9 protein-coding genes are annotated in these 12,869 nt (G+C 42.1%); 4 read left to right on the top strand and 5 right to left on the bottom strand.

Going from position 1 to position 12,869, the window contains the following annotated elements; genetic code table 11:
- Positions 1-8: 8 nt before the first annotated feature.
- The 5 genes from mnmE to rpmH all read right to left on the bottom strand — a co-directional run bounded on the left by mnmE (position 9) and on the right by rpmH (position 4,795).
- Positions 9-1,397: a tRNA uridine-5-carboxymethylaminomethyl(34) synthesis GTPase MnmE gene (gene mnmE, locus EI162_RS02045; protein ID WP_192522790.1), complete on the bottom strand. Its 1,389-nt coding sequence runs from the start codon at positions 1,395-1,397 to the stop codon at positions 9-11.
- 412 nt (positions 1,398-1,809) lie between these two features.
- Positions 1,810-3,507, bottom strand: a complete 1,698-nt coding sequence (gene yidC / locus EI162_RS02040) for a membrane protein insertase YidC (RefSeq protein ID WP_192522767.1) — start codon at positions 3,505-3,507, stop codon at positions 1,810-1,812.
- 216 nt (positions 3,508-3,723) lie between these two features.
- Complete coding sequence (gene yidD / locus EI162_RS02035) at positions 3,724-4,098, bottom strand: membrane protein insertion efficiency factor YidD (protein WP_192522766.1); 375 nt, start codon at positions 4,096-4,098, stop codon at positions 3,724-3,726.
- Between the two features lies 1 nt (position 4,099).
- Positions 4,100-4,471, bottom strand: a complete 372-nt coding sequence (gene rnpA, locus EI162_RS02030) for a ribonuclease P protein component (protein ID WP_192522765.1) — start codon at positions 4,469-4,471, stop codon at positions 4,100-4,102.
- 189 nt (positions 4,472-4,660) lie between these two features.
- Positions 4,661-4,795 carry a 50S ribosomal protein L34 gene (rpmH, locus tag EI162_RS02025; protein WP_007394757.1) on the bottom strand — a complete coding sequence of 45 codons (135 nt, stop codon included), beginning with the start codon at positions 4,793-4,795 and terminating at the stop codon, positions 4,661-4,663.
- Between the two features lie 607 nt (positions 4,796-5,402).
- Here rpmH and dnaA point away from each other — a divergent pair.
- From dnaA to gyrB, 4 genes are all read left to right on the top strand, one after another.
- Entirely contained in the window at positions 5,403-6,848 is a 1,446-nt protein-coding gene (gene dnaA / locus EI162_RS02020) for a chromosomal replication initiator protein DnaA (protein ID WP_192522764.1), read from the top strand.
- A 189-nt stretch (positions 6,849-7,037) separates the two neighbouring features.
- Complete coding sequence (gene dnaN, locus EI162_RS02015) at positions 7,038-8,213, top strand: DNA polymerase III subunit beta (RefSeq protein ID WP_192522763.1); 1,176 nt, start codon at positions 7,038-7,040, stop codon at positions 8,211-8,213.
- A 215-nt stretch (positions 8,214-8,428) separates the two neighbouring features.
- Positions 8,429-9,640: a DNA replication/repair protein RecF gene (recF, locus tag EI162_RS02010; RefSeq protein ID WP_192522762.1), complete on the top strand. Its 1,212-nt coding sequence runs from the start codon at positions 8,429-8,431 to the stop codon at positions 9,638-9,640.
- A 553-nt stretch (positions 9,641-10,193) separates the two neighbouring features.
- A complete protein-coding gene (gene gyrB, locus EI162_RS02005) occupies positions 10,194-12,803 on the top strand; it encodes a DNA topoisomerase (ATP-hydrolyzing) subunit B (RefSeq protein WP_225735235.1) in 2,610 nt (869 codons plus the stop codon).
- Positions 12,804-12,869 lie beyond the last annotated feature (66 nt).

Here is a 12,869-nt window from a genome sequence, read left to right as displayed (position 1 = left end):
ACAACGGGTTATTTACCAATGCAAAAGCTACCAAATATTTTACCTAACAAATCATCAGCACTGAACTCACCTGTTATCTCGCCTAAGCTTTGTTGAGCTTGGCGTAAGCTTTCGGCAACCAATTCTCCTGCTTGAAAGACGGTCAACTGCTCATGCGCCTCTGCCAAACAATCCGCCGTCCGTCTGAGTGCATCTATATGCCGTGTGCGAGCGATTAGGCTGTTTTCTGGGGGATGGAAACCTACTTTAGCGCACAAGGTTTCGACTAAATTATCGATACCTACGCCTGTTTCACATGAAACATTAACTTGTTCGTAGCCACGATTTTCTATTTCAAGTTGCGAATCAGAGTCGATTTGTGCGCCACTACTGTCCCTTAATAGATCACTTTTATTGGCAATAATTAATAAGCGCTTGGCTTCTGGCAGCTCACCAAATAGCTGCTCAGCGAGCTGTAAGGGTGTGATTTCCTCTTCAAGATCACGGGTGACATCATAAACCATCAGCAGCATATCAGCCTGAGTAATTGCTGTTCTAGCACGCTCAATGCCAATGCGCTCAACCGTATCTTCTGTCTCGCGCAAACCAGCGGTGTCAGTCAAATGCAGCGTTAAACCATTGAGAACCACTGTCTCTTGCAGCGTATCGCGAGTGGTGCCTGCTACGTCGGTGACGATAGCACGCTCTTGTCCTGCCAAACGATTCAATAAGCTTGATTTACCCGCGTTAGGTCTGCCCGCCAACACCACGTGAATACCATCGCGTAACAGCTGTCCTTGTTTTGCCGTTGCTAGTACTTGCTGTATCTTGGCTTGTGTTTGCTCCAGCTGAGTTTGTATAACCCCATCAGATAAGAAGTCCACATCCTCCTCATCAGGAAAATCAATAGCCGCTTCTACATGGAGTCGCAGGTGAATTAACTGCTCAAGCAGCTGATTAATCTTTTGTGAAAACTCACCGCTAAGCGATCGAATCGCACTACTTGCAGCAGCAGCGCTGGTCGCATCGATAGCGTCAGCGATTGCCTCTGCCTGTACCAAATCCAGTTTATCATTATCAAAAGCGCGGTAAGAAAACTCTCCGGCACTCGCTTGTTTTGCCCCCAATTCAAAGACACGTGCTAGCAGCTGGTTTTGTAAAATCATCCCGCCATGCCCTTGCAGTTCAATCACATCTTCGCCTGTGAATGAGTTTGGTCCCTTAAAATACAGCACCAAACCCTCGTCAATGACCGTACCATCAGCCTGATAAAAACGGCAAAAACTGGCCATACGTGGTTTAAATTCTGACTTACCGGTGAGCTTACACGCGATGTCATGTGCGCGTGCGCCTGATAGCCGTATAACGCCGACACCACCACGCCCAAGCGGTGTTGCAATAGCAGCAATCGTGGCCAATCCAGATGCGTTGGGCTGTTCAGATGAATTAGGTGCAGTCGACGGCTTCTCTAAAGAATCCACAATTACTCTCACTAGCTAAAAACTCCATTATAGACGGCTGGACGCAGACTGACAAAGCAAACTTTGGATAGCAACAGCACGTTACTATTTACTTTATTACTTTACTACAAGCGCATCGTTTTTATTTTGAGCTGACTATATAGTCAATTCGATATAGAAAAATACAGTGCGATTGGTATTAATTTTTTGCAGCCTCTGTCAGCGTAGATACAGCAAGCAACAAAAATTAATACCAGTCACGCGTCAAAAAAAATGTATTTAGTGTCAACCATAGTACATATAGACCAGCTATAAAAAAACCACCGCTGACGCGATGGTTTTATCAATGCTGGTTCTATTTGAAGACTGGTTAATCGACTACCTTGACGGTACGACGCTTTTGTTCTTCTTCAACTTTCTTATTAACAATATACTGCTGGGTCATACTAAACAAGTTATTCACTGTCCAGTATAGTACCAAACCAGCTGGGAAGAACAGCATAAATGCGGTAAAGATAATAGGTAAAAACTTCATCACTTTTGCTTGCATTGGATCAGCTGGCTGCGGGTTAAGCTGCTGCTGTGTAAACATCGATGCACCCATAAGCAGTGGCAAGATAAACCACGGATCCATCGCTGATAGATCCTGAATCCATAATATCCATGGTGCATGACGTAGCTCAACACTCTCAACCAGCACCCAATAAAGCGCTAAGAATATTGGCATCTGCATAAGAATTGGTAAACAACCCGCCATCGGATTGACCTTTTCTTCTTTATAAATGCCCATCATCTCTTGCGACATCTTCATACGATCGTCGCCATGCTCTTCTTTTAGCGCTGCTAGACGAGGTGCGATAGCCCGCATCTTCGCCATTGAGTAGTAGCTTTTATTCGAAAACCACATTAAGGCAATTTTCACTAAAACAGTCAGTCCAATAATTGACCAACCCCAGTTACCGATAACCTTATGAATACCATCCAAGATAGCAAATAATATCTTCGATATTGGCCATAACAAGCCATAATCGACGGTCTTATTAAGGCCGACTGCCACATCTTTTAGCTCAGACTGTACCTTTGGACCGGCATACAGTGTCGCGTTTAACGTCATTTGCTTGCTTGGAGCTACATTGACTACTTCGCTATTAAAGCCAATAAAGTAATCATTTCCCGTTTCACGACTAAAGAATTTACCCGTAAAGTTTTCAGGCGTCCATGCAGAGACAAAATAGTGCTGTACGATGCCGACCCAACCCTTATCACTGGACGTGGCCAATCCACTATCGCTGAACTTGCCAAATTTTAGCTTATTATAAGGATCGTCAGGTGTACCCCAAGCGCCGCCTAAATAAGTCGCCATGCTCAGTGCGCCTTTATCTGACATGCCAGGGTCTTTACTGTCATCGCGTTTTAGCTGCGCAAACATCTGACCTTGCCACGCGTTGGTAGAAGCGTTTTGAATTTGGTAGCTAATATCAATCGGATATTTATTTTCAGTAAAGGTAAAGGTCTTGGTAATTGTCACGCCATCTTTTTTATAAGTAAGCGGTACAGACAACGTTTGTTGACCTTCTTCCATCACGTAATTATTAGCAGTATGGCTATAATTAGCACGGCCTTCTGCCGTATCGATACCATTTTGACCGATTAGACCAGATTGAGCCACGTACACACGATTGCTGTTATTTTCTAACAATACAAAAGGTTTATCACTATCGAGTGTCGCGTCATACTGCTTGAGAGCAGCATAAACAATATCACCGCCTTCTGGATTAATTTTTATATCATAGCGATCGGTGGTTACCGTGATGAGACCTGCATCTTTAGCAGGAGTAGCCGTCACCGTACCAATATCGACTGCACCATTATCAACAGGTAGCGTCTGTGACGGAATATCACCTGCTGCACCGGTGGTAGAAGGAATGTCAGCACCTACTGAAGAGGTGGTTTCTGGCACTGCATCTACCGCTGGCGCATCGGCATAATCATCTCGCCATGCCAAAATCAGCAGATAAGCGGTGATTAGCATCGCAATGATGATCATCACCCGAAATATCTTTTGCATAAACCTTTCCTAGATTAAAAAATTAGGGAATGAAAAATTAGGGCATGTGTCGTGACCATACAACAAAGTTATCTTGATATCTGACAACTATATTGCTAGTCATTTACATAAAATGTGCATTATTTTACTAAAATTCTGCCTTAAATGATACCAAGAGTGTGGATAACTTGTGGGTAACTTAATAGACCTGATACCAGCGCCATGAGACTCTTACCATTATGTCAAACTCATCAAATAATTTAGCCGTGAAACATAGCTTTTGTTGTCTCGATAAACACCAATACCTTGAAGACTCATATTTAATGAAGTAGTAAAAGGTACGTATTGATAAACATAAGAAGCTAAAGGTAGCGGCACAAAATCAACGCCATGTCCACCTAAAGGGTGGCAGCTACCAATACGCTTTAATAACAACCAACCCCCCGCTCGAACACCGTGCCATGCCAAAGCTTGTTTGCCATAATTCGAGCATGTTGGGTAATAACGACAACGAGCAGGTATTACTGGACTTATTACTCTTTGATAAAAGATAATCAAATAAACAATAGACTTATTTAAAAAATTATTTTTATCTTTTAATAAAACTTTCATTTTATTTAATTTCTATTTTTTTAAAAATATTATTTATTTGTTTTTTCAATTCTTTATTGTCTAACTCTTTTATAGATTTTTTAACAATGAAAACAATATCTTTATTTTCTAAGATAGAAGATTTTATTCGAAACTGCTCACGTATCTGCCGTTTAATGAGATTTCGAGCGACCGCGGTAGGTACTTTACGCTTAGTGATAGCCATACCTACTCGTGGTTGGTCATGCGTATTGGTTCGTACAAAGGCCATGAGATGGCTTTGATGCAGCTTACGCTCAGGCGCATCAAACACCTCACGAAAGGCGTTAGGCGTTAGCAAGCGTTGCTCTTTAGTGAAGCGGGCGGTAGGTATCGCTGAGACAGTATTGGACATAGTACAACCTAGTATGAAAGCTAATAACAATATTAGAATAATAGCAAAATATAGAGACAAAAAAAGCGCCTATGTGGGCGCTTTTGATATATGGCTACGTGTCAGTTGTGATGATTGACTATCGCAATCTACCAATAAACAATAGATACACAACAAGCACTACTAGCCATGCTTATCGCAATCTACTGATTATACAGTAAGACGATGACGTCCTTTAGCGCGGCGACGAGCTAAGACCTGACGGCCTTTTTTAGTTGCCATACGTGCACGGAAACCGTGAGTACGTTTACGCTTGATCACGCTTGGTTGGAATGTACGTTTCATAACTCACCTGTCAAAATAATGGACTAAATTCGTAATAGCGGAGGATTATACCATTCCATAATATATTGGTCAATAAACGAATTGGATTTGTTTGTTGATGTGTGTTTTTACTCTGCTAGAAGTAAGTTTGTTCCACACTCTTTATTTTTATTTGATATTTATTGCTTGTAGTTATCGGTTCATCTTAGTTACTTTTTATCGACTTCTTGAAAGTTATCCACAGAATTTAACGAAATCCATAATAATAATTGATTAATATATATAGATATTGTTGTTATTGGGAGGCTTATTATCTGTGGTTAAGTCTAAATTTCTTTTTATTATCAAAAGACTAGACTATGGGTAAGCCTGTGGATAACCTGTGGGCTAAATATGGATAACTCGAGTAATAAACTTATCCACAAAACTATCCACAGCCTTATCCACAAAAAACAAGGTGTTATCCACAGGCTTCTGTGTTAGATTAACCCCTGCCCACTCTATGGTTTTTTATCATTTTGCCAAGGTAGTTTTGGCTGAATAATGATGGGCAGTATTTAGTGTTAGATAAGAGGTTTATACCACTTAGGCACATCTATTATTTTAGTTTATAGGGTTAGTATTTTTCATGATAGACACAGCAAATATTTGGGATAGATGTCTAAACGACTTGCGTTACAACGTCAAAGACAATGTATTTACCATGTGGTTGAGACCTTTGTCTGCCCATCAAGAAGCACAAACTCTTATTATTCTTGCTCCTAATGATTACTTTGTGACTTATATTAAAAAAAATCATTTGCAAGATATTCAGCAGTTGGTCGCTAAGCACAGTCAAGGAAGTATCGAAGAAGTTGTGGTTCGCGTCGATAACGCTGGACGTGACACAGGCGATAATAGCCAACCACAGTCAGGGTCTTTGTTTACAGAGGATAAGCCCTCCCCTCCCCCTGCTGATCATAAATTTGAAACCATTCATCATAACAATGCAAAAGCAGATATTGATGCCAATATGCGGCATGCAGAGTTAATCGACTCTGCTGATGCCAAATCTTTAAGCTATCTAAACCCTGATTTTACTTTTGAGACATTTGTCACTGGTAAGTCCAATAACCTGGCCTACAAAGCCTGTTATGAGCTTGGTAAGCGCCAATCAAAAAATCGCCACAATCCACTATTTATATACGGGCCTTCTGGGTTGGGGAAAACGCATTTAATGCATTCTGTAGCACATCGCTATTTAAAAAATAATCAAAGTTTTTATTATTTCACTTCTGAAAAATTTATTAATCAATTAGTTTATTCTTTAAGAAATAATAAAATAGAAGATTTTAAAAAGAAAATAAAAAAAGTAGATTTATTAATTGTAGATGATATTCATGTATTAGCAGGAAAGACTAAAAGCAGTAATGAGTTTTTGACATTATTTGCTGATTTTACTAGTGGTGACAAACAGCTGATTTTGGCTTCTGATCGTCATCCATCACAAATGACGGAGTTTGATGAACGTTTTAGATCGCGGTTTTCTTGGGGCTTAACGGTCGCTGTCGATCCACCTGAAATTGATACTCGCGTACAAATTCTGCAGAAAAAAGCGGCTTCGTATGGCATGACATTGCCTAAAGAGTGCGCCCTATTCATTGCTCAAAATGTGGTTTCTAATGTCAGGCGTCTTGAAGGGGCGTTAAATCAAGTATTTGCCAACGCTAACTTGACGGGCGCACAAATTACACTAGAGATGGTGCAATATGCGCTAAAAGACATCGTAGCGATGCGGGTACAGGCCGTTAATATGGATAATATTCGTAAGGTGGTCGCTGAATATTATGATGTAACGGTCAAAGATATTATGGGTCGTAAACGTACGCGCAGTATTGCCAGACCGCGTCAAATAGCAATGACACTCTCACGAGAGCTAACTGGCGATAGTTTTCCTGAGATTGGACAGTCATTTGGTGGACGCGATCACACGACGGTGATGCATGCTTGTGATAAAGTTAATGAGTTGCGAGCAGCGGATCCAGCGTTTGACAAGGATTACAAAACGCTTGCATTGATGTTACAAGCGGGTTAGCAGCCTTTGCTACGGCTGTGTTTTAGTCGCTCGATATGGTTTATAATATTGACCATATCGAGCGCATAGACATTGATGGATTATAGTGAGTAGACAAGGTATTATTAAGCCATTATTTTAAATTTTATAAAAATAACCATTCAAAAAGTCATCTAAACAAGAAAACCCTTTAAACAAGAGTAACTAAGCATGCAATTATCGATTAATCGAGAGTCGTTACTAAAAGCCATTAACTTGATAGCCAAGGCGGCGGATAAGCGCCACAATATGGTCATCTTGGGCAATATTAAGTTACAGCTGTCTGAGTCAGCGCTTATTTTGACGGCATCTGACTTAGAAGTAGAGCTGACATCGACGTTGAAATTGCCTGCGGGTGCTTGTATCGAAGCGGGTACAACAACTTTGCCGGCGACGAAATTGAAAGATATCTGTAAGTCGCTGCCTGCTCAAGCGCAAGTCAATCTCGCCACTCAAGAAAATGAACGCTGTTTGCTGACCAGTGGCAAAAGCCGCTTCACCTTGGGGACATTACCTAGCGAAGACTATCCAAGTTTGGGCAATCCTGAAAACATCACACCCTTGACCATCAGTCGTAGCCGCCTGACGGATTTGATTCATAAGACCCAGTTTGCGATGGCGATTCAAGATGTGCGTTATTACCTCACTGGTATGTTGTTTGATGTGTCACAGCAGCAATTGACGACGGTCGCGACCGATGGGCACCGATTGGCTTTGGCGCGCAGTGTTATCGATGTGAATGCTGATTTAAATATGCAGGCTATCTTGCCGCGTAAAGCGGTGATTGAGCTTGAACGCTTGGCCGCTGAGCTAGGTAAAATGCTTGGTGATCAAGACAACGCAGTGACACTGAGCTTCGGGCGTGAGTTTTTGCAAGTAAGTTTGCCGTTCGGCGATGTGGATAGTGCAGGGCAGGTCAGTGAAAATCTGATGGTGACCTTTACCGCGCGTTTGATAGATGGCAAATTCCCTGATTATCGCCGCGTTATGCCAAGCAATACGGATAAACTGGCGTTATTCAATCAAGAAAAAATGACCGATGTGCTGCGCCGTGTAGCAATTTTAAGTAATGAAAAATCTCGCGGTGTGGTGTTTAATTTTGCCAGTGATGGCATGGTAGAAGTACGTGCCAACAACGCTGAGCAAGATGAAGCGGTGGAGATGATTCAGGCAAAATATCAAGGTGAGCCAATGGAGCTATCGTTTAATGCTGCATATCTGCAAGATGTATTGGGTGTCATCCAAGGCGATTTGCAAATGCACATGAGCCAATCAAATGCTTCCGTTTTGGTCAATCAACTGAATGATGAGTTTCATCAATATGTCATTATGCCGATGCGTATATAGTAGATTCACTATAAAGACGATACAGTGTATTGGTTATAAATCTTTTGCAGTCTCTGTTAGTGCCATCGCCGAAGGATCAAACACGCCCTATATATAAATATAAGCACTCTTAAATCGAGTGCTATATTATATAATATAACCTTCTATATTTAACTGGTTTATCAAACTTTTGCCTGTTATTAAAACAGCAATCTCACTAGGCGGCTGTCGGTACTATGATTGAACGTCTGCAAATATCTCATCTTCGCAACTTAACCTATGTCAACTTATCATCAGCTGCTTGCAATGTCATTATCGGTGCCAATGGTAGTGGGAAAACCTCGTTACTTGAAGCTATATTCTTATTATCCCGTGGTAAAAGCTTTCGGCATAGTCAACCAAAGCGCTATGTTCAGCATCATCAACCAGCAGCCATCGTCTATGCTAAGCTCATTGATGGCAGTACCTTAGCCATTCAAAAGCAAATCGATGCGACGACCATTCTACGTCTTAATCAAACCACCGTTTATAACCAAAGCATCCTAACCGAGCAACTGCCAACACTACTGATAGATCCATCGACCATGGATATGTTAGAGCAGGGTAGTGCCAGTCGTCGCCAGCTATTAGATTGGTTGGTGTTTCACATGAAACAAGGCTTTCATCCGCAATGGGTAGCGTATCAACGACTGCTAAAACAGCGCAATAGTTTGCTAAAAAAGACCCGTCATTTAACCCAAGTGCAACTCGCTGAGCTAAAATCATGGGATAGAGGGCTTAGTAATCATGCAGCGCTTATCCATCATTATCGTGAGCGTATATTTACAGAGTGGCAGCCTTATTTTTCTGAAAGCATTGTGCAATTATTGCCAGCTTATGCTGAGCAATTGAGTCTGAGCTATAACGCTGGCTATGATACCAATGTTGCGCTTGACGTACAGCTCAACGAGCGTCTAGAGCAGGATTTGCAATTGGGCTATACCCGTATCGGCAATCATCGTGCTGATGTTCATGTGCATTGGCGCTCGAATGAGGCAGTTGACATGAGTCGTGAGCACACACAGACGAGTGCGCCGTTAAAAAATGAGGTAAGTACTAAGTTGCCCATCCTAAAAGAGCAGGCCGCTAATGTATTGTCTCGTGGTGAAAAAAAGTTACTCATCACGGCATTACGCTTGTCACAGTTACCATTGTTACTTAATGCTGAAAGCGATACGGGTTTACCGAGCAATGACTCAAAATTAAAAGCCACACCAGTCGTATTATTAGACGATATCACCGCAGAATTAGATGGTCGGGCGATACAGATTCTACTATCGGCTTTAGCACGGCTGCCGTGTCAAGTATTCATGACCAGTTTGACCGATGATATTGTGCCTTTGGTGCAACAGTTATGGTCAGAACCTAAAGTGTTTCATGTGAAACAGGGTGATATTTTAGCTTTATAAGTACTTTGTTTTTTTGATAGAGTTTTTTACCATCAGCATTCTCATTGCTCACTTCTCTTTCTATAAAACCTTCAAATCTATGGTTCTTCATCTCATCTTTTTATCAAAACAATCACTATTTTAAAAAGGGCGCTTAGTATTGATAAAGCTCTCAGTAAACAGTGACTTAGAGGCAAAAAAATGCTAAAATAGAGCTTTATTTTTGTCCTGTTTTCAGTAAGTTATTTGATGGCATTATATGGATGATTTTTATTGTCCGTAATTTTATAAGTAGTTGATAGTTATACGTTTCATTTACTCCATTGGCTTTGATAATGTTTAAAAAAAAGAAGCCAATGTTAGACAGGTGAAACGCTGGAACTTAAGTTGCTTTTAAGTCGATATCAACACTCAAATTTTTTGGTTAACCCTGTTTTAACCAATAATGCATATCAAAGGTTTTGACTACAATATTTAAGTCTCAAGTATTTAAGTCCAAAATAACGTTATAAAGCGTCATCGTAGTGGTGCGCTCATAACAAACGGCTGATTACGGCTAGATTAAGGAATGCACATGAGTGATTCATTACCTACCGACCACGAGCAATTAACGACAGACCACGTGGCAGCAACTACTGCACCAGATGTGGTTTCTGAAGGGTTACCGTCTGATTATAGCTCCAAAGATATTCGTGTATTGCGTGGGTTAGAAGCAGTACGCGTGCGCCCTGGTATGTATATCGGTGATACCGATGACGGTACGGGTCTACATCATATGGTCTTTGAGGTGGTGGACAACTCTATTGACGAGGCGCTCGCTGGTCATTGTGATCAAATTGATATCATTATCCATGAAGACGAATCTGTCAGTGTGATGGATAATGGTCGCGGTGTTCCCGTCGATATCCATCCAGAAGAAGGCGTGTCTGCGGCGCAGGTTATTATGACCGTACTGCACGCAGGTGGTAAGTTCGATGATAATAGCTATAAAGTTTCGGGCGGCTTACATGGTGTCGGTGTTTCGGTGGTTAATGCGCTATCCAAAACGCTTGAGATGAATATCTGGCGTGAAGGTTATCATTACAATCAGACTTATACTGATGGTGTCCCTGACAGCGAAATTCAACAGATGGAAGCGACCGAGCAAACTGGTACGCAAATCCGCTTTTACCCCAGTAATGACGTATTTACTGGCACCATCTTTGAGTACGATATTTTAGCCAAACGCTTACGTGAATTATCATTCCTCAACTCTGGTGTGCGTATCGTCCTAACCGATGAGCGTATCGATAAGCGTCATGAGTTTGAGCATAAAGGTGGTTTGTCAGAATTTGTCAGTTACATCAATGCTGGCAAAGATGGCATTAACGAGGTCTTTCATTTTGTCAGTGAACAAGATGATGGCATCAGTGTCGAAGTGGCGTTGCAATGGACCGATACTTATAACGAAAAAGTACTTTGTTTCACCAATAATATCCCGCAGCGCGATGGTGGGACGCATTTATCTGGCTTCCGTTCGGCATTGACCCGTGGTTTAAACAGCTATATGGATCGTGAAAACTTATTCAAAAAAGAAAAAGTCGTCGCAACCGGCGATGATGCCCGTGAAGGCTTGACCGCTATTGTCTCTGTTAAAGTCCCAGATCCAAAGTTCTCGAGTCAGACTAAAGATAAGCTGGTCTCAAGCGAAGTGAAATCGGCTGTCGAATCAGCGATGCATGATAAGTTTAATGATTATCTGCTTGAAAACCCAAGCGCTGGTAAAGCAATCGCCGGTAAGATTATCGATGCGGCACGTGCGCGTGATGCGGCGCGTAAGGCACGTGAGATGACTCGCCGTAAGACTACTTTGGATATTGCTGGTTTACCGGGCAAGTTAGCAGATTGCCAAGAAAAAGACCCTGCATTATCCGAGCTATACATAGTGGAGGGTGACTCTGCAGGCGGTAGTGCTAAGCAAGGTCGTAGCCGTAAGACCCAAGCGATTTTGCCATTAAAAGGTAAAATCCTCAACGTTGAGCGTGCCCGTTTTGACAAAATGCTGTCTTCTGCTGAAGTCGGTAACCTGATTACCGCACTTGGCTGCGGTATCGGCCCAGATGAATATAATCCTGATAAAGTGCGCTATCATAAAATCATCATCATGACCGATGCGGACGTCGATGGTTCACATATTCGCACCCTTCTATTGACGTTTTTCTTCCGTCAAACGCCTGAGCTCATTGAGCGCGGTTACATTTATATCGCTCAGCCACCGCTTTATAAGGTAAAAAAAGGCCGTCAAGAATTGTATCTAAAAGACGATGAAGCGCTAAAAGCGTATTTGTTGTCATCGACGATTGATAGCACTAAGCTACATATCAGTGCTGACGCGCCTGCCATCACTGGCCAAGCGTTAGAAACACTACTCAATGATTATAACCAAACGCAGCTGATAAAAGCACGTTTGCAGATTCGTTTTCCGGCGGTGGTTTTAGATGCCTTGACGCATACGCCGAAGCTTAGCACCGACATGACTTATGACAAGTCAGCGATGCAAGCATGGAAAGAAGCCATGCAAACCCAGCTTGAGCGCTTCGGTAGTGACTTAAACCCTGAGATTGAGTTGGTTAATATTCATGCGCCGCAGCCAAAAAATATGGATGCCGCCGCTGCTGATTTGTTGGGTATGAAACCAGAAGTAGAGGCTGAAGTAGCGGTAGATGGTGAAACGTTAACCACTAAAGCACAGTGGCTCCCACGTATTACTGTTTATGTGCATCAGTTGGCCCATCATTATTTGTTGGATGCTAGCTTTATTAATTCAGGCGAATACAGCAAGCTGCTGCGCTTATCGAGCGAGTGGAATACCTTGCTTGCAGAGGATGCCTTTATCCGCCGTGAAGCATCGGCGGGTACGACCAAAGATATTCCAGTACGTGATTTTGATTATCTATGGCAGCAGATGATGATGGATGCGCGTCGAGGTCTATCTGTGCAGCGTTATAAAGGGCTGGGTGAGATGAACGCGGATCAGCTTTGGGATACGACGATGGATCCTGAAAACCGTCGTATGCTACGCGTGACGATTGAAGACGCGATTGCCGCTGACCATATGTTTACCTGTCTAATGGGCGATCATGTCGAGCCGCGCCGTATTTTCATCGAAGAGAATGCATTGACGGTATCTAATCTGGATATTTAATATTTGAAATTAGCCTGTTTATTCTATAAAGTCATCCTGCTAGCAGGATGACTTTTTTTGTTTCAT

The organism is Psychrobacter sp. FME6 (assembly GCF_014861365.1).
In the GTDB taxonomy this organism is placed as follows: Bacteria; Pseudomonadota; Gammaproteobacteria; order Pseudomonadales; family Moraxellaceae; genus Psychrobacter.
This window is presented reverse-complemented; position numbering and strand designations above follow the sequence as displayed.